This window comes from Streptomyces sp. NPDC085596, from assembly GCF_044541565.1.
Lineage (GTDB): Bacteria > Actinomycetota > Actinomycetes > Streptomycetales > Streptomycetaceae > Streptomyces.
Genome location: NZ_JBITTC010000005.1, coordinates 295,624 through 321,214, shown reverse-complemented (window position 1 = coordinate 321,214; position 25,591 = coordinate 295,624). Strand labels below are relative to the sequence as shown.

The window sequence follows — 25,591 nt, the reverse complement described above, 5'->3', positions numbered from 1 at the left end:
GCCCTGGCCTACGAATCCCGGCGGACCTCCACCACGCGGAAGCGGCTCGCGACATACGCGCCGTCGGTGAGGGCCGCGTTCGCCGCCGGGTTGCCGCCGGAGCCGTGGAAGTCGGAGAAGGCGGCGGTCTGGTTGACGTACACCCCGCCGGTCAGGTTCAGGGACAGCTGGGCGGGCTCCTCCAGGCAGACCTCCTCGATGGCCCGCGCGACCTCCGGGTCGATGGTGTGGGCGCCGACCGTCATCGCGCCCTGCTCGCGGATCGTGCGCCGCAGCAGCTCCACCGCGTCGGCGACCGAGTCGACGGCCACGGCGAAGGACACCGGGCCGAAGCACTCGCTGAGGTAGGCGGCTTCGGCGTCCGGCTTGGTGCCGTCCAGCTTCACGATGACGGGGGTGCGCACGACCGCGTCCGGGAAGTCCGGGTTGGTGATCTCGCGGGAGGCCAGGGCGACTTCGCCGAGGTCGGCGGCGGCCTCCAGCCGGGCCTTCACATCCGGGTTGACGATGGCGCCCAGCAGGGCGTTCGCGCGGGCGTCGTCCCCGAGGAGGCCGTCGACGGCGCGGGCGAGGCCGGTGGTCACCTCGTCGAAGGACTTGTGGCCCTCGTTCGTGCTGATGCCCTCGCGCGGGATCAGCAGGTTCTGCGGGGTGGTGCACATCTGGCCGCTGTACAGGGAGAGCGAGAAGGCGAGGTTGGCCAGCATGCCCTGGTAGTCGTCGGTGGACTCCACGATCACCGTGTTGACGCCGGCCTTCTCCGTGTAGACCTGTGCCTGGCGGGCGTTGGCCTCCAGCCAGTCGCCGAACTCCGTGGAGCCGGTGTAGTCGATGATCCGGATCTCGGGGCGGGTGGCGAGCGCCTTGGCGATGCCCTCGCCGGGCCGCTCGGCGGCCAGCGCGACCAGGTCGCGGTCGAACCCGGCCTCGGCCAGCACCTCGCGCGCGACCTGGACGGTGAGCGCGAGCGGCAGCACCGCGCGCGGATGCGGCTTGACCAGGACCGCGTTGCCGGTGGCCAGGGAGGCGAACAGGCCCGGATAGCCGTTCCACGTCGGGAAGGTGTTGCACCCGATCATCAGGGCGATGCCGCGCGGGACCGGGGTGAAGCTCTTGGTCAGCGTGAGCGGGTCGCGCTTGCCCTGCGGCTTGCTCCACTCCGCCGTCCCGGGGGTGCGGGTCTGCTCCGCGAACGCGTACGCCACCGCCTCGAGGCCGCGGTCCTGGGCGTGCGGGCCGCCCGCCTGGAACGCCATCATGAACGCCTGGCCGCTGGTGTGCATGACCGCGTGCGCGAACTCGTGCGTCCGGTCGCTGATCCGCTTCAGGATCTCCAGACAGACCGCCGCGCGGGTCTCCGCGCCCGCGTCGCGCCAGGCCGCCTGCCCGGCGCGCATCGCGGGGAGCAGCACGTCGAGATCCGCGTGCGGGTAGCTCACGCCCAGCTCGATGCCGTACGGCGAGACCTCGCCGCCCACCCAGTCGTCCGTGCCGGGCTGGTCCAGGTCGAGACGGGTGCCGAGGAGCGCGTCGAAGGCGGCCTTGCCCGCGCCGGCGTCCAGGCTGCCGTGCTCGCCGTACGCCTTGGGGTGCTCGGGGTGCGGGGACCAGTACGCGCGGGTGCGGATCGCTTCCAGGGCCTGATCGAGTGTGGGCCGGTGCTTGGCGATCAGCTGGTGTGCGGTCGGTCGGGCGGTCATCCGGGACCAACTCCTCGTCTGCGTGAACTCGTCGTCGAGTTCGTGACCTGGGGTTTTGGAGAGACGGCAGGGTGGCGGCGGGCGCGGCTCGCGGAGCCTTCCGCCGGACGGTGGTGGGCTGCGGGCGGTCAGGGCTAGAGTAACCGAACGATCGGTCGGGACAAGGGGGTCCGCCGCATCTGTGGACAACGTCGTGCGGGAGGATCGCGCACATGACAGCTATCGACCTCAGCAGCCCCGTGGCCGTGGTCGGCACCGGCACCATGGGCCAGGGCATCGCCCAGGTCGCGCTGGCCGCCGGCCACCCCGTGCGGCTCCATGACACGGTGCCCGGACGGGCGCGGGAGGCCACCGAGGCCATCGGCGCCCGCCTCGACCGGCTCGTGGCCAAGGGCCGGCTCGGCGCGGACGAACGGGACGCGGCGCGCGCCCGGCTCACGCCCGTCGGGCACCTCACCGGCCTGGCCGACTGCGCGCTGGTCGTGGAAGCCGTGCTGGAGCGGCTGGAGGTCAAGCAGGAGCTGTTCCGGGAGCTGGAGGACATCGTCTCCGCCGACTGTCTGCTGGCCACCAACACCTCCTCCCTGTCGGTGACCGCCATCGGCGGCGCGCTGGTCTCCCCCGGCCGCTTCCTGGGCCTGCACTTCTTCAACCCGGCCCCGCTGCTGCCCCTGGTGGAGGTCGTCTCCGGGTACGCCACCGACGTCACGTCGGTCACGCGCGCGTACGAGACCGCCCGCGCCTGGGGGAAGACCCCGGTGGCCTGCGCGGACACCCCCGGCTTCATCGTCAACCGCATCGCCCGGCCCTTCTACGCCGAGGCGTTCGCCGTGCTGGAGGCCCAGGGCGCCGACCCGGCCACCATCGACGCGGTCCTGCGCGAGTGCGGCGGTTTCCGCATGGGCGCCTTCGAACTGACCGACCTCATCGGGCAGGACGTCAACGAATCCGTCACCCACTCGGTGTGGAACTCCTTCTTCCAGGACGTCCGCTTCACGCCCTCGCTCGCCCAGCGCCGCCTGGTGGAGTCCGGGCGGCTCGGCCGCAAGAGCGGGCAGGGCTGGTTCGACTACGCCGAGGACGCCGAGCGCCCCGAGCCGCACACCGCCGAGAAGGAGAAGCCCCCGGCGCACGTCACCGTAGAGGGCGACCTCGGCCCGGCCGCCGGACTGCTCCCGCTGATCCGCGAGGCGGGCATCCCCGTCCACGAGGAGGGCGAGGACCAGGGCAGCCGGCTGGCCCTGCCCAGCGGCGGGCAACTCGTCCTCGCCGACGGCCAGACCGCCGTGGAGTTCCGGGACGTCGTCTACTTCGACCTCGCCCTCGACTACCGCGCCGCCACCCGGATCGCGCTCTCCGCCTCCCAGGACACCTCCTCGCGCACCCTCGCCGAAGCCATCGGCCTCTTCCAGGCGCTCGGCAAGGACGTCAGCGTCATCGGTGACGTGCCCGGCATGATCGTCGCCCGTACGGTGGCCCGGATCGTCGACCTCGCGCACGACGCCGTGGCCAAGGGCGTGGCCACCGAGGCGGACATCGACACCGCGATGCGCCTGGGCGTCAACTACCCCCTCGGGCCCTTCGAGTGGAGCCGCAGGCTCGGCCGCGGCTGGGCCTACGAACTGCTGGACGATCTTCATCTGCGCGACCCCTCCGGCCGGTACGCGCCGTCCCTCGCGCTCTACCGCCACGCGTACGCCACCGACAAGCGGGAGGGCACCTCATGACCACCGCCAAGCGCGACACATACACCCCCGAGACCCTGCTCTCGGTCGCCGTGGGGGTCTTCAACGAGCGCGGCTACGACGGCACCTCCATGGAGCACCTCTCCAGAGCCGCGGGCATCTCCAAGTCCTCGATCTACCACCACGTCAGCGGCAAGGAGGAACTGCTGCGCCGCGCCGTCAGCCGGGCGCTGGACGGGCTGTTCGCCATCCTCGACGAGGAGCACGCGCGCGTGGGCCGCCCGGTGGACCGGCTGGAGCATGTCGTACGGCGCATGGTCGAGGTCCTCATATCCGAGCTGCCCTATGTGACGCTGCTGCTGCGCGTGCGGGGCAACACCGAGGCGGAGCGGTGGGCGCTGGAACGGCGCCGGGACTTCGACCACCGGGTGGCGGAGCTGCTGCGGGCGGCCGCCGAGGACGGGGACGTGCGCGGGGACGTGGAGGTCCGGCTGGCGACCCGGCTGGTCTTCGGGATGATCAACTCCGTCGTGGAGTGGTACCGGCCCGAGACGCGCGGGGCCAGCGGGCGCGAGGTGGCCGACGCGGTGGTGCGGCTGGTCTTCGCGGGGCTGCGCAAGGAGTGAGCCCCGCGCACGGCTTCACGCGTCCGGCTCCAGGTCCTCCTCCTCGAACACCAGCAGCGTGCGGGTGCCGAGCACCTCGGGGATCGACTGGAGCCGGGTGAGCACCAGCTCGCGCAGCGCCCTGTTGTCCGGAGTGTGCACCAGCAGCAGTACGTCGAAGTCGCCGCCGACCAGCGCCATGTGGGATGCGCCGGGCAGGCGGCGCAGCTGTTCGCGGACCGTGCGCCAGGTGTTCTGGACGATGTTCAGCGTGATGTACGCCGAGGTGCCGTGCCCGGCCCGCTCGTGGTCGACACGGGCGCCGAAGCCCCGGATCACCCCGTCCTCGACCAGCCGGTTGATACGCGCGTAGGCGTTGGCGCGGGAGACGTGGACGCGCTCGGCGACCGAGCGTATGGAGGCACGGCCGTCCGCCTGGAGGATCTTCAGGATGTCCTGATCTATGGCGTCCAGCGGTCGGGGCGGGGGCAGTGCGCCACCCGGCTCCGTTGCCTGGGCCATTTGTTCAGGCGTCATGTCCCCCCGCTTCATCGCCGTGGACGTCCTGCATTCATTCCAGGCTGTGCAAAACCGTTTGTCCACAGCCTGAGGGGGCCAGTAGCCAAAATGCGCCGACGACCGAACAATCGGTAGGTGAGACGGGTCGCAACCGACCCGCCTCTCGTAGCCGGTCCCACGAGGAGGTGCCGTCATGACGGTCATGGAGCAGCGGGGCGCGTATCGGCCATCGCCGCCGCCCGCCTGGCAGCCCCGCATGGACCCCGCGCCGCTGCTGCCGGACGCCGAGCCCTATCGCGTTCTCGGCACCGACACGGCCGCCAAGGCCGACCCGGACCTGCTGCGCCGGCTCTACGCCCAGCTGGTCCGCGGCCGCCGCTACAACACGCAGGCCACCGCGCTCACCAAGCAGGGCCGGCTCGCGGTCTACCCCTCCAGCACCGGCCAGGAGGCGTGCGAGGTCGCCGCCGCCCTGGCCCTGGAGGAGCGCGACTGGCTCTTCCCGAGCTACCGCGACACCCTCGCTGTCGTCGCCCGGGGCGTCGACCCGGTGGAGACCCTCACCCTGCTGCGCGGGGACTGGCACAACGGCTACGACCCGCACACCCACCGCGTCGCCCCCCTCAGCACCCCGCTGGCCACCCAGCTCCCGCACGCCGTGGGTCTCGCGCACGCAGCGCGCCTCAAGGGGGACGACGTGGTCGCGCTCGCCATGGTCGGCGACGGCGGCACCAGCGAGGGCGACTTCCACGAGGCGCTGAACTTCGCCGCCGTCTGGCAGGCGCCGGTCGTCTTCCTCGTGCAGAACAACGGCTTCGCCATCTCCGTCCCGCTCGCCAAGCAGACCGCCGCGCCCTCCCTCGCCCACAAAGCGGTCGGGTACGGCATGCCGGGCCGCCTGGTCGACGGCAATGACGCGGCCGCCGTGCACGAGGTGCTCAGTGACGCGGTGCGGCACGCCCGCGCGGGCGGCGGCCCGACCCTGGTCGAGGCGGTGACCTACCGCGTGGAGGCCCACACCAACGCCGACGACGCCACCCGCTACCGCGAGGACGACGAGGTCGAGACCTGGCGGCGGCACGACCCCGTCCAGCTCCTGGAGCGCGAGCTGACCGCGCGCGGGCTGCTCGACGAGGCCGCCATCGACGCGGTCCGGCAGGACGCCGAGGCGATGGCCGCCGACCTGCGCGAACGCATGAACCAGGACCCCCGGCTCGACCCGATGGACCTCTTCGACCACGTGTACTCCGAGCCCACCGGGCAGCTGCGCGAACAGCGCGCGCTGCTCCGGACCGAGCTGGCCGCCGAGCAGGGCGAGCAGGAAGGCGACCCGCGATGACCACCGTCGCCGTCAAGCCCGCCACCATGGCACAGGCCCTCACCCGCGCGATGCGCGACGCGATGGCCGCCGACCCCGCCGTCCATGTCATGGGCGAGGACGTCGGCACCCTCGGCGGTGTCTTCCGTGTCACCGACGGGCTCGCCGCCGAGTTCGGCGAGGACCGCTGCACGGACACCCCGCTGGCCGAGGCGGGCATCCTCGGCGCCGCCGTGGGCATGGCCATGTACGGCCTGCGGCCGGTGGTGGAGATGCAGTTCGACGCCTTCGCCTACCCGGCGTTCGAGCAGCTCATCAGCCATGTCTCCCGGATGCGCAACCGCACGCGGGGCCGCATGCCCCTGCCGATCACGGTGCGCGTCCCCTACGGCGGCGGCATCGGCGGCGTCGAGCACCACAGCGACTCCTCCGAGGCGTACTACATGGCCACCCCCGGCCTGCATGTCGTCACCCCGGCCACCGTCGCCGACGCCTACGGGCTGCTGCGGCAGGCCATCGCCTCCGACGACCCCGTGGTGTTCCTGGAACCCAAGCGGCTGTACTGGTCCAAGGACTCCTGGAACGCCGACCACCCCACCGAGGTCGAGCCCATCGGGCGCGCGGTGGTCCGCCGACCCGGCAGCAGCGCCACCCTCATCACCTACGGGCCTTCCCTGCCGGTGTGCATGGAGGCGGCCGAGGCCGCCCGCGCGGAGGGCTGGGACCTGGAGGTCGTCGACCTGCGCTCGTTGGTGCCCTTCGACGACGAGACGGTCTGCGCCTCCGTCCGGCGCACCGGACGCGCGGTCGTCGTGCACGAGTCCACCGGGTTCGGTGGGCCGGGCGGCGAGATCGCGGCCCGGATCACCGAGCGCTGCTTCCACCATCTGGAGGCGCCGGTGCTGCGCGTGGCCGGGTTCGACCTGCCCTATCCGCCGCCGATGCTGGAGCGGCACCACCTGCCCGGTGTCGACCGCGTGCTGGACGCGGTGGCCCGTCTCCAGTGGGAGGCGGAGAACTGATGGCACAGGTACTGGAGTTCAAGCTGCCCGACCTCGGCGAGGGGCTCACCGAGGCGGAGATCGTGCGCTGGCTGGTGGCCGTGGGCGACGTGGTCGCCATCGACCAGCCGGTCGTCGAGGTCGAGACGGCCAAGGCGATGGTGGAGGTGCCCTGCCCCTACGGCGGCGTGGTCACCGCCCGCTTCGGCGAGGAGGGCACCGAACTGCCCGTGGGAGCACCGCTGATCACCGTCGCGGTCGGCTCCCCCGATCACACCGGCTCCGACCACACCGGCCCGGACCACACCGCCCAGGCCGAGGGCTCCGGGAACGTACTGGTCGGCTACGGCACACAGGCGCCCGCGCGGCGCCGTCGCCGGGTGCGCGCGCAGGTCACCGTGGCCAACGGCGCCGCACCGGCCGCGCCCGCGCCCGCACTCGTGCCGACGACGGCACCCGCCCCGCAGGGCCCCGTGCCCGTCATCTCGCCCCTGGTCCGCAAGCTCGCCCGTGACAACGGCGTGGACCTGCGCGGACTGCGCGGCACCGGACCGGACGGCCTCATCCTGCGCGCGGACGTCGAGGCGGCCCTGCGCGTCGAAGCCACGGCGCCCACGGAAGCCCCCACCTCCACCCTCACCCCGGCCCCGCGCCCCGAAGGCACCCGTATCCCCCTCAAGGGCGTGCGCGGGGCCGTCGCCGAGAAGCTGAGCCGCAGCCGCCGGGAGATCCCGGACGCCACCTGCTGGGTCGATGCCGACGCGACCGAACTCCTGCGCGCCCGGGCCGCGATGAACGCCGCCGGGGGCCCGAAGATCTCCCTGGTCGCACTGCTCGCCCGGGTCTGCGCCGCCGCGCTCGCCCGGTTCCCGGAGCTGAACTCCTACGTCGACACCGAGGCCCGTGAGGTCGTCCAACTGCCGGGTGTGCACCTGGGGTTCGCCGCGCAGACCGAACGCGGGCTGGTCGTGCCGGTCGTCCGGGACGCCCACACGCGGGACGCCGAATCGCTGACCGCCGAGTTCGCCCGGCTCACCGAGGCCGCCCGCGCCGGACGGCTGACACCGGGGGAACTCACCGGCGGTACCTTCACGCTGAACAACTACGGCGTCTTCGGCGTCGACGGCTCCACCCCCATCATCAACCACCCCGAGGCGGCCATGCTCGGCGTCGGCCGCATAGTCCCCAAGCCCTGGGTGCACGAGGGCGAGCTGGCCGTACGCCAGGTCGTGCAGCTCTCGCTCACCTTCGACCACCGGGTCTGCGACGGCGGCACGGCGGGCGGCTTCCTCAGGTACGTGGCGGACTGCGTGGAACAGCCGGCCGTACTGCTGCGCACGGTGTGAGACGGGTTCCGGGCCGCCCGCTTCCCACGCGGCGGCCCGGGAGACGGGCGGCGCCCGCCCCGAAGGAAGCACCAGCCATACTCGAAGGGTGACCGACAACGCCCCGGCCGGCCCCTCTCCGGCCGCATCCCCCGAGTCCAGCGGGTCCGGCCCGGCGCCGGCGACCGGCACCGCCTATGACGCCGTCGTGCTGGCCGGGGGCGGTGCGCGCCGGCTCGGCGGGGCCGACAAGCCCGGTGTCCAGGTCGGCGGCCGGGCACTGCTCGACCGGGTGCTGGACGCCTGCGCCGACGCCGCCACCACCGTCGTCGTGGCCGACCCCCGGTCCACCGCCCGGCCGGTGCGCTGGGCGCGGGAGGAGCCGCCCGGCGCCGGACCCGTCGCCGCTCTCGACGCGGGGCTGCGGCTCAGCACCGCCGAGCACGCGGTGGTGCTCTCCGCCGACCTGCCGTTCCTCGGCGCCGACACCGTGCACCGGCTGCTGGCCGCCCTGCGGGACACCGGTGCCGACGGGGCGCTGCTCACCGACGACGACGGCCGCGACCAGCCGCTCGTGGCCGCCTACCGCACCGCCGCCCTGCGCGGCGCCCTCGCGGACCTCGCCGCCGAGCACGGCGGTCTGACCGGGCTGCCCCTGCGCCGGCTGACCGCCGCCCTGCGCCTGACCCGGCTCACGGACCCGCTCGCCTCCTTCGACTGCGACACCTGGGACGACATCGCCCACGCCAGGGCGCGGATCAGGGAGCATGGGCACGTGCTGAACGAATGGATCACCGCAGTCAAGAACGAGCTGGGCATCGACCTCGACGTCGACACCCGCGTCCTCCTCGACGTCGCCCGCGACGTCGCTCATGGCGTGGCCCGCCCCGCCGCACCGCTCACCACCTTCCTCGTCGGCTACGCCGCCGCCCAGGGCAAGGGCGACGCCGAGTCCATCGCCGAGGCGTCGGCCAAGGTCGCCGCCCTGGCCATCCGCTGGGAGGCCGAGCACAGCGGGGGCGGGTCCGCCCCGGACGCCGGATGACCGCCTCCGGCACCCACACCGGGCCGCACGCCGGAAACGGCGACGACCTCGACGTAGAAGACGCCCTGGCGCTCGTCCGCGAGCCCAGGGCCGACCGGACCGACCGGGCCGACCCGGCCGGGCGGACGGGCCACGCGCCCGCCCGCCCGGCCGGGCACCCCGGGCACCCGCATCCGCACGGCCACGAGGGCGCCACCCCCTGGCCCCGGGCCCGCGAGATCGCCGCCCGAGCCGCTCGCCAGGCCACGCGGCGCCCCGCTGTCTCCGTCGCCCTCGGCGACGCCCTCGGGCTGGTCCTCGCCGCGCCCCTGGACGCGCTCAGCGACCTGCCCTCCTTCGACACCTCCGCGATGGACGGCTGGGCCGTCGCCGGACCGGGACCCTGGCAGATCCGCGACGGCGGTGTGCTCGCCGGGCACGCGCCCCCCGAGCCGCTCACCGACGGCGAGGCGGTCCGGATCGCCACCGGCGCCCGCATCCCCACCGGAGTCACCGCCGTCCTGCGCAGCGAGCACGGCCGCACCGGCCCCCAGGACCGGCTGCACGCCACCATCCCCCAAGCTCTCGACTCCGCTCGAGCAGGGGGGACCCCCATGCCGAGCCACGGCCAGGACATCCGGCCGCGAGGCCAGGAGTGCCGTCGCGGTGACCAGCTGCTGCCCACCGGCACCCTGATCACCCCGGCCGTGCTGGGCCTCGCCGCCGCGGCCGGGTACGACACCGTCACCGTCGTCCCCCGCCCGCGCGCCGAAGTCCTGGTCCTGGGCGATGAACTCCTCACCGAGGGCCTGCCGCACGACGGGCTGATCCGGGACGCGCTCGGCCCGATGCTGGCGCCCTGGCTGCGCGCGCTGGGCGCCGAGGTCATCGCCGTCCGCAGGCTCGGCGACGACGCCAAGGCGCTGCGCAGGGCGATCACCACCTCCCGCGCCGACCTGATCGTCACCACCGGGGGCACCGCCGCCGGACCCGTGGACCATGTCCACCCCACGCTGGACCGGATCGGCGCCGAACTCCTCGTCGACGGCGTCGCGGTGCGCCCCGGCCATCCCATGCTGCTGGCCCGTACCAAGGCGGACCAGCACCTCGTCGGGCTGCCCGGCAACCCGCTCGCGGCCGTCTCCGGACTGATCACGCTCGCCGAGCCCCTGCTGCGGGCGCTGGCCGCTCACCCGGCGCCCGAGCCGTACCGGACGCCGCTCAGGGAAGGGGTGCAGGGGCATCCGCACGACACCCGGCTCGTCCCCGTGGTGCTGCGCGGTGAGCGGGCCGTACCGCTGCACTACAGCGGCCCCGCCATGCTGCGCGGGATCGCCACCGCCGACGCGCTGGCCGTCGTCCCGCCGGGCGGCGCGCCGCCCGGCGCCGGAATGGAACTGCTGGACCTGCCGTGGACCACGGCCGGAATCGGGGTGTGTTTCACGTGAAACTTCCGGGCCATGACGCCATAGCCCGCCAGGCCGGCGAGCATCTGGTGCCCTCGCGGGTGAAGCTGCCGAGGAAGGCGGTGGAACGCCCCATACGCCAGGTCGCCAAGCGCCTGGTGATGGCGCTGGTGGTGCTGGTCGCCACCGCGTTCGTCGTCTATGCCGACCGCAGCGGCTACCACGACAACTCCGACGGCCCCGTCGACCTGCTCGACGCGTTCTACTACGCGACGGTCACTCTCTCCACCACCGGGTACGGCGACATCACCCCGGTCAGCGACGGTGCCCGGCTCATCAACATCCTCGTCATCACCCCGCTGCGCGTGCTCTTCCTGATCATCCTGGTCGGCACCACGCTGGAGGTCCTCACCGAACGCACCCGTGAGGAATGGCGTCTCAATCGCTGGAGGTCCACCTTGCGCGACCACACCGTGGTCATCGGCTTCGGCACGAAGGGGCGGTCGGCGATCCAGACCGTCTGCGCGACCGGGCTGAAGAAGGAACAGGTCGTCGTGGTCGACCCCAGTTCCAAGGCGATCGAGGCGGCCACCGCCGAGGGCTACGCGGGCGTCACCGGCGACGCGACCCGCAGCGAGGTGCTGCGGCGCGCGGAGGTGCACAAGGCGCGGCAGATCATCATCGCCCCGCAGCGCGACGACACCGCCGTACTGGTCGCCCTGACGGCGCGCCAGCTCAACCGGGGCGCGAAGATCGTGGCCGCCGTCCGCGAGGAGGAGAACGCCCCGCTGCTCAAGCAGTCCGGCGCCGACGCGGTCATCACCAGCTCCGGAGCGGCGGGCCGGCTGCTCGGTCTGTCCGTGCTCAGCCCTGCCGCCGGCATGGTGATGGAGGACCTGATCCAGCAGGGCAGCGGCCTGGACATCGTGGACCGCCCGGTGGTCCGTGCCGAGGTGGGCCGCAGCCCGCGCGAGGCGGAGGACCTCGTGGTCAGCGTCGTACGCGGCCACCGAGTGCTCGGCTACGACGATCCGGCCGTCGGTGAGTTGCAGCTCACCGACCGGCTGATCACCATCGTCCGCGCCACCCCCTCCGCGCATGTCGCCCCGCACGCGCGTCCGCTGCCGAGCGACTGAGCGGGCCACCAGGGCCGCGGTCCGGTCGGGGAGTAGCGTCGCGGGCATGTATGCGATCACGATTTCCGAACCCGGCGGGCCCGAGAACCTGACCTGGACCGAGGTGCCCGATCCGGTGCCCGGCGAGGGCGAGGTGCTGGTCGAGGTGGTGGCCACCGCCGTCAACCGCGCCGACATCATGCAGCGCCAGGGCTTCTACGACCCGCCGCCCGGTGCCTCCGCGTACCCCGGTCTGGAGTGCTCCGGCCGGATCACCGAGCTGGGCCCCGGTGTCTCCGGCTGGTCCGCCGGGGACGAGGTGTGCGCGCTGCTCTCGGGCGGCGGCTACGCGCAGAAGGTCGTCGTCCCGGCCGGGCAGTTGCTGCCGGTGCCCGAGGGCATCGGCCTGAAGCAGGCGGCCGCGCTGCCCGAGGTGGCCTGCACGGTGTGGTCCAACGTCTTCATGCTGGCCCACCTCAGGCCCGGCGAGCTGCTGCTCGTGCACGGTGGTTCCAGCGGTATCGGCACCATGGCGATCCAGCTGGCCAAGGCCGTCGGTGCGCGGGTGGCGGTGACCGCCGGGACGAAGGAGAAGCTGGACTTCTGTGCCGAGCTGGGCGCGGACATCCTGATCAACTACCGCGACCAGGACTTCGTCACCGAGATCGAGCGGGCCACGGACGGCGCGGGCGCCGATGTCATCCTCGACAACATGGGCGCCAAGTACCTGGGCCGGAACGTGGAGACGCTGGCGGTCAACGGGCGCCTGATGATCATCGGGATGCAGGGCGGCACCAAGGGCGAGCTGAACATCGGCCTGCTGCTGGGCAAGCGCGGCGCGGTCAGCGCGACCTCGCTCAGGGCCCGCCCGCTGAGCGAGAAGGCGGCCATCGTGGCGGCCGTGCGCGAGCATGTCTGGCCGTTGATCGCGTCGGGCGTCGTACGTCCGGTGGTCGACCGGGAGTTGCCGATGACGGACGCGGCCGAGGCGCACCGGGTGGTGGAGGGCAGCGGCCACATCGGCAAGGTGCTGCTGGTCGCCCCGTAACCCCGCCCGGCCGGTCAGGTGCGGCGGATGCGCAGGCCCACCAGGGCCAGGGCGAGTCCCAGGCCGAGCAGGACCAGTCCGCTGCCCAGGGGGAGGAACCGCGGCGCCCGTGCCGAGGTGCCCTCCCCCTGCCGGACGGCGGCGGGCCGCGAGACCGGGACGGTGGCCGCCGAGGCGGTCGGGGTGGGCGCGGCGGGGCTGTCGGCGGTCTCCGGCTCCTCCGGGTAGGCGGCCGCCGCGGTGGCGGGCGTGCCGCTGCCCACCGGGTCCTGGGCCTGCTCCTCCGGGTCCGGCCGCGCGGGGCGTCCCGGCCGCAGCCGCCCCTCCCCGGCCTGGCTCCCGGCCCGCGCGGGCTTGGAGACGGTCGGGGACGGCGAAGCGGTGTCGGCGGCGTTCCGGGCCCGTACGGCGGGGGCGGAGGAGCGCCCCGAGGGCGTGGGCGAACCCGGCGGGGCGCTCTCCGCGCCGTACGCGGTCGCGGTGCCGCACACGGGGGCCGCTGTCGCCAGGACGAGCAGCACCCGCACGAGGCGGAGCGTGAGTCGTAGCCATGGAGTCACGTCGGTGACCTCCGGAGGAATGCCGAGGGAAAGACGGAATCCAGCCTCACATTTCATGGCGGAACGGGCATTTCAGGTTGGGCCGTCGGGGGTCGGTCCGGGCGGGTGCTGGTCCGGGTGCCGGATCACCGGCGCGCGGGGGTGCGTCGGTGATGGAGTGGTGGGGTGTTAGAGAATGACGGCATGGAGATGCCGAGGAACGAACGGTCGCCGGAGAACCCCCCGATCCTCGTCGTGGGTCAGGACGGGATGGCGCTCGGTGGTGGCACGGACGAGGGTTCCCGCGAGATTCCGGTGACGGAGCAGGTCGAGCAGCCGGCGAAGGTCATGCGGATCGGCAGCATGATCAAGCAGCTGCTGGAGGAGGTGCGCGCCGCTCCGCTGGACGAGGCGAGCCGGGTGCGGCTGAAGGAGATCCACGCCAGCTCGGTCAAGGAGCTGGAGGACGGTCTGGCGCCGGAGCTGGTGGAGGAACTGGAGCGGCTGTCGCTGCCCTTCACGGACGAGGTGACGCCGAGCGACTCGGAGCTGCGGATCGCGCAGGCCCAGCTGGTGGGCTGGCTGGAGGGCCTGTTCCACGGCATCCAGACGACGCTGTTCGCCCAGCAGATGGCCGCGCGGGCCCAGCTGGAGCAGATGCGCCGCGCGCTGCCGCCGGGGGCGGTTCCGGAGGTCCCGGAGGACCAGCACACCGGCGGCCGCTCGGGCGGCCCGTACCTGTAGCCGCCTGGCGCGAGAAGGCCCCAGGTCAGGGAGACGGCAGGGCCCGGCGGACGACCGCCGGGCCCTGCCGCATGCCCGGTGATCCCCGTCACAGGCCGTGTGCCGACGGTTGGTCAAGAACCGTGATCTGTCTAGCCTTTGGGCTTTCCGGTTCCAGGAAAGGACCCCTTGTGCAGATGCGACGTTCCGCGCTCGTCATCGCGGGCGCTCTGGCCTGTCTGGCCGTCCCGGCGGCGGCGACCCCGGCGGCCGCCGATTCGATGGTCACCGGCAACTGCGGTGTCACCGGTGCCTACGGCGCCTACACCGGCTTCTTCGTCAGCAAGACCCGCGTCGACCCGCTGCGCCTGCGTGCGCTCGACAACGCGGCCGACGGGCACCACGCGGCCGTCCGCCTGTCCACCATCCGCAACAACGGCGACTTCCAGGCGTGGCCCTGGCACCACAACTACGGCGGCAACGGCGCCGACCAGGTCTGGGACACCTCCGCCTCCGACACCAACGGCATCGCGGCGGTCCGTATCGACGTCGGCCTCTTCGAGGGCAACGACCTGCTGAAGATCTGCACCTCCAGCATCAAGACCAACCCCTACACCTGAGGGCGGCCCGGTTCCCGGCCTCCGGTCACTGAGGGGGCTCGCCGGTGGAGACGCTGAGCGAGACCTCGCCCATGTTCTTCGGGTCGACGTCGGTGCCGGGGGCGGGGAACTGGTCGAGGACCGTGCCGTCGCCCCAGGTGTTGTTGTCTTCCTTCTTCACCGTGTACTGCCAGCTCGCGGCCTGGAAGCACGCCTTCACGGAGTCGATGTTCTTGTACCGGAAGTCGGGCAGCCGGACCTTGTCCTCGTCGTCGTAGGACTCCTGCGGCTCGGTGCACTCGGTGTCGTCGATCGTCCGGGAGGTGTCCGGGCCCCGGTAGCCGGAGGCGTGCGTGGACGCGGAGGCGCTGGGGGAGCCGCCGCCCTTTTCGGTGTCGTCCTTCTTGTTCATGTCGAGTGCGATCAGCAGGCCCGCGATCAGCACCGCGGCCACCGCGACCGAGCCGATGAGGACCGGCTTGTTGCTCCGGCCGCCGCCGGAGGAGGGCACCGCCGTCGGCGGCTGGGCGCCGTACGCGGGCGCCGTCTGCCCGCCGTACACCGGCGGCGTCGGATAGCCGCCCTGCTGCGGGTAGCCGTACGACGGGGGCGGGGTGCCGTAGGGGTTCGGTGCCGGCTGGTACGGCTGCTGCACCGGGCCGGGGTGCTGCGGGGCCGTCCGGTCCACCGGCGGGAACACCGCCGAGCCCACGCCCGAGCCGCTCTGCGCCGGACCCGCGCCCGGCACGATGCTCGGCGCCGCCTGCTGGAGCGAGGCGGCCACCCGCAGGCACTCCTCGCGCATGGCCTCGGCGGTGGGGAAGCGTTCGTTGGGGTTCTTCTTCAGCGCGCGGGCCACCAGGGCGTCCACCGCCGGGGGCAGCGCGCGGTTGATCGAGGAGGGCGCGACCGGCTCCTCCTGGACGTGCGCGTAGGCGATGGCCAGCGGGGAGTCCGCGTCGAACGGCAGCCGGCCGGTGACCAGCTGGAACAGCATGATGCCGACCGAGTACAGGTCGGAGCGGGCGTCCACGCCCCGGCCGAGGGCCTGCTCGGGGGAGAGGTACTGCGGGGTGCCGACGACCATGCCGGTCTGCGTCATGGAGGTGACCCCGGACTGCATGGCCCGCGCGATGCCGAAGTCCATCACCTTGACCACACCGCGCTTGGTGGTCATCACGTTGCCCGGCTTGATGTCCCGGTGGACCAGCCCCTTCTCGTGGCTGATCTCCAGCGCGGCCAGCACATCCGCGGTGATCTTCAGGGCCTTGTCGGCGGGCATCGCGCCGAACCGCCGTACGTCGTCGGCGAGCACGGAGCCGAGCGGGCGGCCCTCCACGTACTCCATGACGATGTAGGGCATGCCGTCCGCTTCGTCCTCGCCGGTGTCGAAGACGGAGACGATGTTGGTGTGCGTGAGCTTGGCCACGGCCTGGGCCTCGCGACGGAACCGCTCGCGGAACGCCTGCTCCCGGCCCAGCTCGGTGTGCAGCGTCTTGACCGCCACCTGACGGTCCAGCACCGAGTCGTAGGCCAGGTGCACGGAGGCCATGCCGCCCTCGCCGAGCAGGTCGTGGAGCTGGTAGCGGCCACCGGCGAGTGCCCGCCCCGTGTAGCGGCCGCCCTGTGCGCCGTCCTGGCTCATCGTTCCGTGTCCCCCACTGGCCCGTCGGAGCCGTCATCGACCGGAAGACGTGCCACAGCGCACACGCCTTGATCGAATGTGTCATTCCCGGCCAAGTCTGCCCGAGGGCACGGACACGTCAAGCCCGGTGCCCGTTCCGTGACCGTACGCGAAAGAAGCGTCGCGGAAGCGTTACAGCAGGCGTACGAGCGGTGCACGGAATTTGCACGTGGGCCTGTGCTGCGGGTTTCATGGCCGGTCCGTCCTGGGCTCATCCCGGTGCCGGATCGGGACCGGCGGCCACCGGCGAGGCTGTAGCGTGGCCGACGGAGACCGTAATAACACCGCGCGCACCGCGGGCAGAAACGACGGCGAGGACCGATGGCACAGACGCACGGCGCCCAAGGCCCGTCCGACCCCGAGGCGTCGGCCGGCGGTGGCATGGCGGAGGCGCCGGAGAACTGGGGCAACGGCGGGCTCGTCGGCGACGGCCGCTACCGGCTCACCCACCGGCTCGGCCGGGGCGGTATGGCCGAGGTGTTCGCGGCCGAGGACGTCCGTCTGGGCCGCACGGTCGCGGTCAAGCTGCTCCGTGCCGACCTCGCCGAGGACCCCACCTCCAAGGCCCGCTTCACGCGTGAGGCCCAGTCGGTGGCCGGGCTCAACCACCACTCGATCGTCGCCGTGTACGACTCCGGCGAGGACCAGGCGAACGGCCAGGCCGTGCCGTACATCGTGATGGAGCTGGTCGAGGGCCGCACCATCCGCGAGCTGCTGCTCGAAGCCGACGCACCGGGCCCCGAGCAGGCCCTGATCATCGTCTCCGGCGTGCTGGACGCGCTCGCCTACTCGCACCAGCACGGCATCGTGCACCGCGACATCAAGCCCGCCAACGTCATCATCACCGACAACGGCGCGGTGAAGGTGATGGACTTCGGCATCGCCCGCGCCCTGCACGGCGCCTCCACGACGATGACCCAGACCGGCATGGTCATGGGCACCCCGCAGTACCTCTCCCCGGAGCAGGCGCTCGGCAAGGCCGTCGACCACCGCTCCGACCTGTACGCGACCGGCTGCCTGCTCTACGAACTCCTCGCCCTGCGGCCCCCGTTCACCGGTGAGACCCCGCTGTCGGTGGTCTACCAGCACGTCCAGGACATGCCCGTCCCGCCCTCGCAGGTCACCGCCGGCTGCCCGCCCGAGCTGGACGGCCTGGTCATGCGCTCCCTCGCCAAGGAGCCGGACGACCGCTTCCAGACGGCCGAGGAGATGCGCGGCCTGATCCAGTACGGCCTGCAGATGCTGTACGACCAGGGTGCCCACTCCGGCACCTGGAACACCGGCCCGGTGGACGCCTCCGCGGGCGCGCCGACCCCGCCCGGCGGCTACGCGGGCACCACCGTGATGCCCCAGTCCGGCGGCTACGGCGGCGGCACCACGCAGATCCCGCAGCCGATCCTGCCCGGCGGATACCGGGGCGGCGACGACAGCGGCTTCGAGGGCCACGGCAACCGGGGCAGCGGCAAGGGCAAGCTGTGGGTGCTGGCCGCGCTCGCGGTGGTGGCGGTCGTGGCCGGCGTCGCGCTCGCGCTGAACCACGGCGGCGGCGACGGTACGCCCAGCGACAAGCCGTCCCCGAGCCACTCCCAGACGCACAAGGACGACAACGCGTCCGAGACGCCGTCCGACGACACCACGAACGAGCCGACGGACAACCCGGCCACGCAGGGCGGCGGCTCGGGCTGGAGCAACGGCGGCTCGGACTACACCCCGTCCTACCGGCCGACCGACCCCGGCACGGCCGAGCCGTCGGAAGACCCGACCGACCAGCAGACCAGCCAGCCGCCGACCGACCCGCAGACCTCGCCGCCCGCCACAGGCGACGCGGCAGGCGGCACCGGTACGGACGCGGGCACCACGGCCGGCACGGGCAACGCGGGCGGCACCGACCAGGGCACCACGGCCGGCGCCGGCGGTGCGGACGCCGGTGCGGCGGCCGGCGCGGACGCGGGCGGCCAGAACGGCACTTGAAGGCCGACGACGCCGGCCCCCGGAACGGGCCCGGACGGGCCTGTCGGCTGACCGCGCCGAAGCGGCTCAGCTCGTGAAGGCGTCGCACACCGCGTCGTACTCCCGTGTCCACCACACCGCGAGCGCGGAGGCGGCCGGGAACTGGCAGTCGGCGCGGGTGTCACCGCGCTCGTAGTGCCAGCGCAGCATCCAGAAGTCGTTCAGGCGCTCCCACCACACCCGGTGCACGGCCGCCGCCAGCTCCGAGGGGGTGGCGCGGGCCGCGCGCCGGTACGCCCGCGCGTACGCCCGCGCCTTGGGCAGGTCCAGCATCCCCGCGGGCCGTACGAAGAAGATCGCGGCGGCGCGTACGGCCTCCTCGGCGCGGGGCTGCACCCCGAGGCGGTCCCAGTCGACGATGGCGGCGGGGGTGCCGCCCCGGTAGAGCAGGTTGAACGGGTGGAAGTCGCCGTGCACCCAGCCCACCGGGCCGCCGCGCGGCGGACGCCGGTGGGTGTGCTGCTCCAGCAGGGACCGGCGTTCCAGCAGGCGGTGGCGGGCCAGGTCGTCGAAGGCGTCGGCCGGCTTGTGGCGGTGGACGTGGCCGAGCAGGTCGTCGATGAGGGCGAAGGTGTCGGCCGGGTCGGCGCTCTCCACCGGGTGCGGGCTGGTGGCCGGGCGGGTGCGTCCCTTGGGGGGCATCACGCGCTCCAGGCAGGCGTGCACGGCGCCCAGCAGCGCGCCCAGGCGCGCGCTCTCGGAGCGGGTGAGCTGGCCGCCGTGCAGATGACCGCCGTCGATCCAGGGGTGCAGGGCGTAGGCGTGGCCGCCGACGACGGCGACCGTGCGGCCCTCGCGGTGGGTGAGCGGCGGGGCGACCGGGACGCCGACCTCGGCGAGGCGCTGGGTGGCGAGATGGCGGCGCTCGATGGCGTCGGGGTCGGCGGTGTCGGGGTCGAAATGGTGCTTGAGGAAGTAGCGGCCCCGCGTGGTGCGCACCCGGTAGCCCCGGTTGAGCAGCCCCTGGTCGACCGGTTCGCAGGCGAGGGCCGTACCGGCTCCGTACAGGGGTAACAAGGCGCCGAGCGGGGGCGCGTGGGGCACGACAGGTGGTACACGAAGGCGCTGCACGCGCCGATGCTAGGGCACGGAAAGCCCCCGTGAGCTGGGGCTTATCACAGGCAGTCGCCAGCGGTCGCATTCGGTCACTCCGGGTGTCCCGGTGAACTTCGAAGCGCAATTCGCGAGACGCGCGAAAGAAATCGACGACGGCCCCCGGTGACGCGCCGGGACTCTTCCTTTGAGCTGGGTGCGCGGGATAACGTGCCGTTGCTCCGGCCTCCTGCAAGGCTGTGACCAGCGAACTTCCGGGCTGTGTCGATTTACTTGGAAATCCAAGCAAAATCGCAGGTCAGGTGGGGTTTCACAGAAATGTGGAGCACTGGGTAACGTTAAAAGCCGCAGGCGCTCGCCGGGGCACCTGTCACGCCTGTTCCCGGCCGAGCGGCACCCACCCCGTGCCCGGTGGTCGAGAAGAGGTGGCCGCTCCCCCCGGCTCCGACCGAGCAAGGGGGAACCCAGGCTCACCGGCAACCCCGTGGGCCGGAACGACGGAGGAGCACACGTGACCGTGGAGAGCAGTGCCGCGCGCAAGCCGCGACGCAGCGCCGCAGGCAAGGCCGGTACCGCCGGCACCAGGCGCAGCACCCGCAGCACCGCGAAGCAGGGCACCGAGCCGGAGCTGGTGCAGCTGCTGACGCCGGAGGGCAAGCGGGTCAAGAACGCCGAGTTCGACGCTTACGTCGCCGGGATCACCCCCGATGAGCTGCGCGGCCTGTACCGCGACATGGTGCTCACCCGCCGCTTCGACGCCGAGGCGACCGCCCTGCAGCGCCAGGGCGAGCTGGGCCTGTGGGCGTCGCTGCTGGGCCAGGAGGCCGCCCAGATCGGCTCCGGCCGCGCCACCCGCGAGGACGACTACGTCTTCCCGACCTACCGCGAGCACGGCGTCGCCTGGTGCCGCGGGGTCGACCCGGCCAACCTGCTCGGCATGTTCCGGGGTGTGAACAACGGCGGCTGGGACCCGAACGGCAACAACTTCCACCTGTACACGATCGTCATCGGCTCGCAGACGCTGCATGCCACCGGCTACGCGATGGGCGTGGCCAAGGACGGCGCGGACTCGGCCGTGATCGCCTACTTCGGCGACGGCGCGTCCAGCCAGGGCGACGTGGCGGAGTCCTTCACCTTCTCCGCGGTCTACAACGCCCCGGTCGTGTTCTTCTGCCAGAACAACCAGTGGGCGATCTCCGAGCCCACCGAGAAGCAGACCCGCGTCCCGCTCTACCAGCGCGCCCAGGGCTACGGCTTCCCCGGCGTCCGGGTCGACGGCAACGACGTGCTGGCCTGTCTCGCCGTGACCCGCTGGGCGCTGGAGCGCGCCCGCAACGGCGAGGGCCCGACCCTGGTCGAGGCGTTCACCTACCGGATGGGCGCCCACACCACCTCCGACGACCCCACGCGCTACCGGCACGACGACGAGCGCGTCGCCTGGGAGGCGAAGGACCCGATCCTGCGCCTGCGCCGGTTCCTGGAGGCCGCAAACCACACGGACGAGGGATTCTTCGAGGAACTGGAGGCCGAGTCCGAGACGTTGGGCAAACGAGTGCGCGAAGCGGTCCGCGCCATGCCCGACCCGGACCGGTTCGCCATCTTCGAGAACGTGTACGCGGACGGGCACGCGCTCGTCGACGAGGAGCGCGCCCAGTTCGCCGCCTACCAGGCGTCGTTCGCGGACGCGGAAGGGGGCAACTGACATGGCCGAGAAAATGGCTCTGGCCAAGGCGATCAACGAGTCGCTGCGGCGCGCCCTGGAGACGGACCCCAAGGTCCTGGTCATGGGCGAGGACGTCGGCAAGCTCGGCGGTGTCTTCCGGGTGACCGACGGTCTCCAGAAGGACTTCGGCGAGGAGCGGGTCATCGACACCCCGCTCGCCGAGTCCGGCATCGTCGGCACCGCGATCGGTCTGGCCCTGCGCGGCTACCGCCCGGTGGTGGAGATCCAGTTCGACGGCTTCGTCTTCCCGGCGTACGACCAGATCGTCACCCAGCTGGCGAAGATGCACGCCCGCTCGCTGGGCAAGGTCAAGATGCCCGTCGTCATCCGCATCCCCTACGGCGGCGGCATCGGCGCGGTGGAGCACCACTCCGAGTCCCCCGAGGCGCTGTTCGCGCATGTGGCCGGTCTGAAGATCGTCAGCCCGTCCAACCCCTCGGACGCCTACTGGATGATGCAGCAGGCCATCCAGAGCGACGACCCGGTGATCTACTTCGAGCCCAAGCGGCGCTACTGGGACAAGGGCGAGGTCGACCCCGAGCTGATCCCCGGCCCGCTGCACAAGGCGAGCGTGGTCCGCGAGGGCACCGACCTGACGCTGGCCGCGTACGGCCCGATGGTCAAGCTCTGCAAGCAGGTCGCCGACGCGGCCGCCGAGGAGGGCAGGTCCCTGGAGGTCCTCGACCTCCGCTCGGTGTCCCCGCTGGACTTCGACACCATCCAGACCTCGGTCGAGAAGACCCGCCGTCTCGTGGTGGTCCACGAGGCGCCGGTGTTCTTCGGCTCCGGCGCGGAGATCGCCGCGCGGATCACCGAGCGGTGCTTCTACCACCTGGAGGCGCCGGTGCTCCGGGTCGGCGGCTATCACGCCCCGTACCCGCCGGCGCGCCTGGAGGACGAGTATCTGCCGGGTCTGGACCGGGTGCTCGACGCCGTCGACCGCGCCCTTGCGTACTGAGGAAGGTTTCGTGACGACGATGACGGAAGCTTCCGTGCGCGAGTTCAAGATGCCGGACGTGGGCGAGGGGCTCACCGAGGCAGAGATTCTCAAGTGGTACGTGCAGGTCGGGGACACGGTCACCGACGGCCAGGTGGTGTGCGAGGTCGAGACCGCCAAGGCGGCCGTCGAACTCCCCATCCCCTACGACGGGGTGGTGCGCGAGCTGCGCTTCGCCGAGGGCACGACGGTCGACGTGGGTACGTCGATCATCGCGGTGGACGTGTCGGGCGGTGCGGCTCCCGAGCCCGCGCCGGCGGCCGCTCCCGCCGAGGCCGCTCCGGCCGAGCCCGAGGAGGCCGAGCCCCAGGGCCGCACACCGGTGCTGGTGGGGTACGGCGTGGCCGCCTCCTCCACCAAGCGGCGCCCCCGCAAGGGCCCCGAGGTGCCGGTGGCCGCCGTCGCCCAGGCGGTGCAGGCCGAGCTGAACGGGCACGGTGCGGCCGCGCCCGTGAAGGAGCGCCCGCTGGCCAAGCCGCCGGTGCGCAAGCTGGCCAAGGACCTGGGCGTCGACCTGACCCTGGTCACCCCGTCCGGGCCGGACGGCATCATCACCCGCGAGGACGTGCACGCGGCGGTGGCCCCGCCGGAGCCCGTGGCCGAGACCCCGGCCCCGGTTCCCGCGCCCGCCGTGGCGGTGTACGACTCCGCGCGTGAGACCCGTATCCCGGTCAAGGGTGTCCGCAAGGCGACCGCGCAGGCGATGATCGGCTCGGCGTTCACGGCGCCGCATGTCACGGAGTTCGTGACGGTGGACGTGACGCGGACGATGAAGCTGGTCGAAGAGCTGAAGCAGGACAAGGAGTTCCAGGGGCTGCGGGTGAACCCGCTGCTGCTGATCGCCAAGGCCCTGCTGGTCGCCATCAAGCGTAACCCCGAGGTCAACGCGTCCTGGGACGAGGCCGCCCAGGAGATCGTGCTCAAGCACTACGTCAACCTGGGCATCGCGGCCGCGACTCCGCGCGGGCTGATCGTCCCCAACATCAAGGACGCGCAGGACAAGACGCTCCCGCAGTTGTCCGCGGCGCTGGGCGAGCTGGTGACCACCGCCCGCGAGGGCAAGACGTCCCCGGCGGCGATGCAGGGCGGCACGGTGACCATCACCAACGTCGGCGTCTTCGGCGTCGACACCGGCACCCCGATCCTCAACCCCGGCGAGTCCGCGATCCTCGCCGTCGGCGCGATCAAGCTCCAGCCCTGGGTCCACAAGGGCAAGGTCAAGCCCCGCCAGGTGACCACCCTCGCCCTCAGCTTCGACCACCGCCTGGTCGACGGCGAACTCGGCTCCAAGGTTCTGGCGGATGTCGCGGCAATTCTGGAACAGCCGAAGCGGTTGATCACCTGGGCGTAGAAGGCCCTTTCCACCTGCGGAAATGCTGAGACCGTAACCTCCAGTTACGGTCTCAGCATTTCTCGTTCGTCTCCCACGCGCTTACTCAAACGGTGTTGAGCACATAAACCGGCGCCCCGTCCTCGGCTCCGCCCCGCGACCGAATGCAGGCGTGCCGACGCAGCATCCGCAAGCATTCATTGACCCGGCGCACGGTCAGTCCGGTGCGGGACGCGATCGACTCGAGCGGCTCACGCAGCTCGCCCTTCTCCACGAGCACCGGTGCGATGACCACGGCCACCGTCCAGACGTCCTCCGTCACGGACAGGCGCTCACGCCAGCCGGCCAGTACGGAGGCGGTGGTGGCGGGGCCTCCGGAGGGAGCGGCGGGACGGAGGGCCAGCCCCTCGATCCGGTCCGCGATACGCACCATCGCCTGGGCCATGGCCGTCTGTGCCGTCAACATCTCCCGTTGCAGCGCCAGCGATTGACGCTGTGCGTCCGCCAACTCCTCGTCCAGCTTCAGGTTGTGCGCCTCCAGCCGGACGATGGCCTCCGCGACCTGTTCCGGCATGGCGTAAGCGATGGGGGCGCCCGGGCCGACCGGCTGTACCTCGGCCTCATCCAGCGCGTAGAACCCCTCCCGCTGGACCGTCTCGATCACCTGGGCGACCCACTGCTTGAAGGGCGCGCAGGCGGGCTTGGTGCAGGCGTTGACGAGGAGGATCAGGCCCTGGAGGTCGATCAGATTCATGTCTCGGCGCCACTCCCGACCTGCGGGAACGCTGAGAGTGTAACCTCCAGTTAGGGTCTCAATCATCTCTCGATGAGCGTCCGGCACATGGTCCGAGAGTGCCTTGCTGGTGTTGCTGTGACCGAGCTTCCGGCACACATCCACCGCCGGGAACCAGTGTGTCCCGTCCGGCATCGTCAGCCTCCGCACGCGGTCCCCGGTCGCCGCGTAGACGAAGTCGCTGATGTCGATCGCCTCGTTCATATGAACCACCTCCGCGGTGGAACGTAGAGCCCGGCAAAAGGCATATGCCAGTTGATGGCTGGGATGTTCACGATTGCGAGGGAAGGTTGTTTGTTCCGCTGACTTCGTGCTGGCTATCCCGTTATAGGGAGGGCGAGTTGGTGCAACGTAAAGGGCCCGCTCCCACGGAGTGATCCGTAGGAGCGGGCCCTGAAGCGCTGCGGGCTTACTTGGTGAAGCCGTAGTTCAGGAGCTTCGTCGCGTCCGTGCCGCGCTGGGTGACGGAGGACGACGCGAGGACCGTGCCGATGACCGTCTTGCCGTTGCGGGTGGCGGCGAAGACCAGGCAGTACTTGGCCTCGGGGCCGGAGCCGGTCTTGACGCCGATGGTGCCGCTGTAGCTGCTCAGCAGCGTGTTGGTGTTGGTCCACGCCTTCATCGTGCGCGTGCTGCCGGTCTTGGTGACCGTCTTCGCCGTGTACGACTTGGTCTTGACGATCGCGCGGAAGTTGGCGCTCTTCATCGCGCTGCTGGCGATCTTCGTCAGATCGCGCGGGGTCGAGTAGTTCGAGCCCTTGCCGATGCCGTCGAAGGAATCGAAGTGCGTGTTCTTCAGGCCGAGGCTCTTCGCGGCGGAGTTCATCTTGCCGAGGAAGGAGTTCACACGCGCGGTGTGCGTGCTGCCCGTGCCGTACTTGTCCGCGAGGACGTACGCGGCGTCGCAGCCGGACGGCAGCATCAGCCCGTAGAGGAGCTGGCGGACGGTGACCTTGTCGCCGACGATCAGGCCGGCCGAGGAGGCGTTGTTGGCGACGATGTAGTCGCTGGCGCCCTTCGGGATCGTGACCTTGGTGTCCAGGTTCAGGTTCGGCTGCGCGAGCACGACCTTCGCGGTCATGATCTTGGTCGTGGAGCCCGTGGAGCGCTTGGTGTCCGCGGCCTTGGTGAACAGCGACGCACCGGTCGAGTTGTTCATCACGTAGCCGCCCGCGGCCACGATCGACGGCGCGGCGGCGGCCTGCGCGGGCGCTGCGGTGAGGGCGGTGGTGGTGAGCAGCGCGCCGGACGCGACGGCGACTGCGGCGGCCCTGCGGAGGGAGGTGCCCTTGATGCCGGTAATCAAAGCGAAATACCTCGATTGTCTGGAATGCCCTTTAAATGCGGCCTAGTTGAGGTGCCCTGAAAGGAGGGCCGCACGTGTGGGACAGGTG

The 25,591-nt window shown here is 72.0% G+C and carries 22 protein-coding genes; 15 read left to right on the top strand and 7 right to left on the bottom strand.

The annotated features are described in order from the left end of the window. Nucleotides 1-8: 8 nt before the first annotated feature. Nucleotides 9-1,700 carry a phenylacetic acid degradation protein PaaN gene (paaN, locus tag ACIGA3_RS17550; protein ID WP_399716147.1) on the bottom strand — a complete coding sequence of 564 codons (1,692 nt, stop codon included), beginning with the start codon at nucleotides 1,698-1,700 and terminating at the stop codon, nucleotides 9-11. A gap of 212 nt (nucleotides 1,701-1,912) precedes the next feature. Between paaN and ACIGA3_RS17545 the strand changes: the two genes are divergently transcribed. Further along, nucleotides 1,913-3,427, top strand: coding sequence for a 3-hydroxyacyl-CoA dehydrogenase (locus ACIGA3_RS17545; RefSeq protein ID WP_399716144.1), 1,515 nt, complete (start codon nucleotides 1,913-1,915; stop codon nucleotides 3,425-3,427). Continuing rightward, nucleotides 3,424-4,011, top strand: a complete 588-nt coding sequence (locus ACIGA3_RS17540) for a TetR/AcrR family transcriptional regulator (protein WP_399716142.1) — start codon at nucleotides 3,424-3,426, stop codon at nucleotides 4,009-4,011. The genes ACIGA3_RS17545 and ACIGA3_RS17540 overlap by 4 nt, the downstream gene beginning before the upstream one ends. A gap of 15 nt (nucleotides 4,012-4,026) precedes the next feature. On the opposite strand, the gene ACIGA3_RS17535 is transcribed toward ACIGA3_RS17540, so the two are convergent. Then, a complete protein-coding gene (locus ACIGA3_RS17535) occupies nucleotides 4,027-4,527 on the bottom strand; it encodes an Lrp/AsnC family transcriptional regulator (RefSeq protein ID WP_399716141.1) in 501 nt (166 codons plus the stop codon). A 175-nt stretch (nucleotides 4,528-4,702) separates the two neighbouring features. On the opposite strand from ACIGA3_RS17535, the gene pdhA (ACIGA3_RS17530) reads away from it, so the two are divergent. From pdhA (ACIGA3_RS17530) to ACIGA3_RS17500, 7 genes are all read left to right on the top strand, one after another. After that, entirely contained in the window at nucleotides 4,703-5,848 is a 1,146-nt protein-coding gene (pdhA, locus tag ACIGA3_RS17530) for a pyruvate dehydrogenase (acetyl-transferring) E1 component subunit alpha (protein WP_399716139.1), read from the top strand. After that, nucleotides 5,845-6,849 carry an alpha-ketoacid dehydrogenase subunit beta gene (locus tag ACIGA3_RS17525; RefSeq protein WP_399716136.1) on the top strand — a complete coding sequence of 335 codons (1,005 nt, stop codon included), beginning with the start codon at nucleotides 5,845-5,847 and terminating at the stop codon, nucleotides 6,847-6,849. The genes pdhA (ACIGA3_RS17530) and ACIGA3_RS17525 overlap by 4 nt, the downstream gene beginning before the upstream one ends. Continuing rightward, entirely contained in the window at nucleotides 6,849-8,174 is a 1,326-nt protein-coding gene (locus ACIGA3_RS17520) for a dihydrolipoamide acetyltransferase family protein (RefSeq protein ID WP_399716133.1), read from the top strand. Before ACIGA3_RS17525 ends, ACIGA3_RS17520 begins: the two co-directional genes overlap by 1 nt. 88 nt (nucleotides 8,175-8,262) lie before the next feature. Then, nucleotides 8,263-9,198: an NTP transferase domain-containing protein gene (locus ACIGA3_RS17515; RefSeq protein WP_399716131.1), complete on the top strand. Its 936-nt coding sequence runs from the start codon at nucleotides 8,263-8,265 to the stop codon at nucleotides 9,196-9,198. After that, nucleotides 9,195-10,625 (top strand): molybdopterin molybdotransferase MoeA, encoded by a 1,431-nt coding sequence (locus tag ACIGA3_RS17510; protein ID WP_399716130.1) that lies wholly within the window; start codon nucleotides 9,195-9,197, stop codon nucleotides 10,623-10,625. Before ACIGA3_RS17515 ends, ACIGA3_RS17510 begins: the two co-directional genes overlap by 4 nt. After that, nucleotides 10,622-11,719: a potassium channel family protein gene (locus tag ACIGA3_RS17505; protein WP_399716128.1), complete on the top strand. Its 1,098-nt coding sequence runs from the start codon at nucleotides 10,622-10,624 to the stop codon at nucleotides 11,717-11,719. The genes ACIGA3_RS17510 and ACIGA3_RS17505 overlap by 4 nt, the downstream gene beginning before the upstream one ends. 46 nt (nucleotides 11,720-11,765) lie before the next feature. Next, nucleotides 11,766-12,746: an NAD(P)H-quinone oxidoreductase gene (locus ACIGA3_RS17500; RefSeq protein WP_399716125.1), complete on the top strand. Its 981-nt coding sequence runs from the start codon at nucleotides 11,766-11,768 to the stop codon at nucleotides 12,744-12,746. Nucleotides 12,747-12,760: 14 nt separating this feature from the next. Here the strand turns inward: ACIGA3_RS17500 and ACIGA3_RS17495 are convergent, their stop codons facing one another. After that, nucleotides 12,761-13,273 carry a hypothetical protein gene (locus tag ACIGA3_RS17495; RefSeq protein WP_399716122.1) on the bottom strand — a complete coding sequence of 171 codons (513 nt, stop codon included), beginning with the start codon at nucleotides 13,271-13,273 and terminating at the stop codon, nucleotides 12,761-12,763. 216 nt (nucleotides 13,274-13,489) lie between these two features. Between ACIGA3_RS17495 and ACIGA3_RS17490 the strand changes: the two genes are divergently transcribed. Both ACIGA3_RS17490 and ACIGA3_RS17485 read left to right on the top strand, forming a co-directional pair. Beyond that, nucleotides 13,490-14,029, top strand: coding sequence for a bacterial proteasome activator family protein (locus ACIGA3_RS17490; protein WP_399716119.1), 540 nt, complete (start codon nucleotides 13,490-13,492; stop codon nucleotides 14,027-14,029). Nucleotides 14,030-14,205: 176 nt separating this feature from the next. After that, a complete protein-coding gene (locus ACIGA3_RS17485; RefSeq protein WP_399716116.1) occupies nucleotides 14,206-14,628 on the top strand; it encodes a hypothetical protein in 423 nt (140 codons plus the stop codon). A 25-nt stretch (nucleotides 14,629-14,653) separates the two neighbouring features. Here the strand turns inward: ACIGA3_RS17485 and ACIGA3_RS17480 are convergent, their stop codons facing one another. Continuing rightward, complete coding sequence (locus ACIGA3_RS17480; RefSeq protein WP_399716113.1) at nucleotides 14,654-16,252, bottom strand: protein kinase; 1,599 nt, start codon at nucleotides 16,250-16,252, stop codon at nucleotides 14,654-14,656. Between the two features lie 360 nt (nucleotides 16,253-16,612). Between ACIGA3_RS17480 and ACIGA3_RS17475 the strand changes: the two genes are divergently transcribed. Continuing rightward, nucleotides 16,613-18,262, top strand: coding sequence for a protein kinase (locus ACIGA3_RS17475; protein ID WP_399716111.1), 1,650 nt, complete (start codon nucleotides 16,613-16,615; stop codon nucleotides 18,260-18,262). Nucleotides 18,263-18,328: 66 nt separating this feature from the next. Here the strand turns inward: ACIGA3_RS17475 and ACIGA3_RS17470 are convergent, their stop codons facing one another. Further along, on the bottom strand, nucleotides 18,329-19,372 hold the full coding sequence (locus ACIGA3_RS17470) for a phosphotransferase (protein ID WP_399716108.1): 1,044 nt from the start codon (nucleotides 19,370-19,372) through the stop codon (nucleotides 18,329-18,331). A gap of 493 nt (nucleotides 19,373-19,865) precedes the next feature. Here ACIGA3_RS17470 and pdhA (ACIGA3_RS17465) point away from each other — a divergent pair, with 493 nt between their 5' ends. From pdhA (ACIGA3_RS17465) to ACIGA3_RS17455, 3 genes are read left to right on the top strand one after another with little or no spacing between them, the layout of a single operon-like run. Next, nucleotides 19,866-21,056 (top strand): pyruvate dehydrogenase (acetyl-transferring) E1 component subunit alpha, encoded by a 1,191-nt coding sequence (pdhA, locus tag ACIGA3_RS17465; RefSeq protein ID WP_399716106.1) that lies wholly within the window; start codon nucleotides 19,866-19,868, stop codon nucleotides 21,054-21,056. A gap of 1 nt (nucleotide 21,057) precedes the next feature. Further along, a complete protein-coding gene (locus tag ACIGA3_RS17460) occupies nucleotides 21,058-22,035 on the top strand; it encodes an alpha-ketoacid dehydrogenase subunit beta (RefSeq protein WP_399716103.1) in 978 nt (325 codons plus the stop codon). Between the two features lie 10 nt (nucleotides 22,036-22,045). Beyond that, nucleotides 22,046-23,425, top strand: coding sequence for a dihydrolipoamide acetyltransferase family protein (locus tag ACIGA3_RS17455; RefSeq protein WP_399716101.1), 1,380 nt, complete (start codon nucleotides 22,046-22,048; stop codon nucleotides 23,423-23,425). An 85-nt stretch (nucleotides 23,426-23,510) separates the two neighbouring features. Here the strand turns inward: ACIGA3_RS17455 and ACIGA3_RS17450 are convergent, their stop codons facing one another. Next, nucleotides 23,511-24,401, bottom strand: coding sequence for a Bro-N domain-containing protein (locus ACIGA3_RS17450; protein WP_399716098.1), 891 nt, complete (start codon nucleotides 24,399-24,401; stop codon nucleotides 23,511-23,513). Between the two features lie 205 nt (nucleotides 24,402-24,606). Further along, nucleotides 24,607-25,503 (bottom strand): D-alanyl-D-alanine carboxypeptidase family protein, encoded by an 897-nt coding sequence (locus tag ACIGA3_RS17445; protein WP_399716096.1) that lies wholly within the window; start codon nucleotides 25,501-25,503, stop codon nucleotides 24,607-24,609. Nucleotides 25,504-25,591: the final 88 nt, after the last annotated feature.

Excerpts from the sequence above, each read along its gene's own strand:
- ACIGA3_RS17510 (WP_399716130.1), top strand. The coding sequence starts at position 9,195 with ATGACCGCCTCCGGCACCCACACCGGGCCGCACGCCGGAAACGGCGAC.
- ACIGA3_RS17460 (WP_399716103.1), top strand. The coding sequence starts at position 21,058 with ATGGCCGAGAAAATGGCTCTGGCCAAGGCGATCAACGAGTCGCTGCGG.
- ACIGA3_RS17520 (WP_399716133.1), top strand. The coding sequence starts at position 6,849 with ATGGCACAGGTACTGGAGTTCAAGCTGCCCGACCTCGGCGAGGGGCTC.
- ACIGA3_RS17475 (WP_399716111.1), top strand. The coding sequence starts at position 16,613 with ATGGCACAGACGCACGGCGCCCAAGGCCCGTCCGACCCCGAGGCGTCG.
- ACIGA3_RS17535 (WP_399716141.1), bottom strand. The coding sequence starts at position 4,527 with ATGACGCCTGAACAAATGGCCCAGGCAACGGAGCCGGGTGGCGCACTG.
- ACIGA3_RS17500 (WP_399716125.1), top strand. The coding sequence starts at position 11,766 with ATGTATGCGATCACGATTTCCGAACCCGGCGGGCCCGAGAACCTGACC.
- ACIGA3_RS17545 (WP_399716144.1), top strand. The coding sequence starts at position 1,913 with ATGACAGCTATCGACCTCAGCAGCCCCGTGGCCGTGGTCGGCACCGGC.
- ACIGA3_RS17485 (WP_399716116.1), top strand. The coding sequence starts at position 14,206 with ATGCGACGTTCCGCGCTCGTCATCGCGGGCGCTCTGGCCTGTCTGGCC.
- ACIGA3_RS17490 (WP_399716119.1), top strand. The coding sequence starts at position 13,490 with ATGGAGATGCCGAGGAACGAACGGTCGCCGGAGAACCCCCCGATCCTC.
- ACIGA3_RS17450 (WP_399716098.1), bottom strand. The coding sequence starts at position 24,401 with ATGAACGAGGCGATCGACATCAGCGACTTCGTCTACGCGGCGACCGGG.
- ACIGA3_RS17525 (WP_399716136.1), top strand. The coding sequence starts at position 5,845 with ATGACCACCGTCGCCGTCAAGCCCGCCACCATGGCACAGGCCCTCACC.
- paaN (WP_399716147.1), bottom strand. The coding sequence starts at position 1,700 with ATGACCGCCCGACCGACCGCACACCAGCTGATCGCCAAGCACCGGCCC.
- ACIGA3_RS17480 (WP_399716113.1), bottom strand. The coding sequence starts at position 16,252 with ATGAGCCAGGACGGCGCACAGGGCGGCCGCTACACGGGGCGGGCACTC.
- pdhA (WP_399716139.1), top strand. The coding sequence starts at position 4,703 with ATGACGGTCATGGAGCAGCGGGGCGCGTATCGGCCATCGCCGCCGCCC.
- ACIGA3_RS17540 (WP_399716142.1), top strand. The coding sequence starts at position 3,424 with ATGACCACCGCCAAGCGCGACACATACACCCCCGAGACCCTGCTCTCG.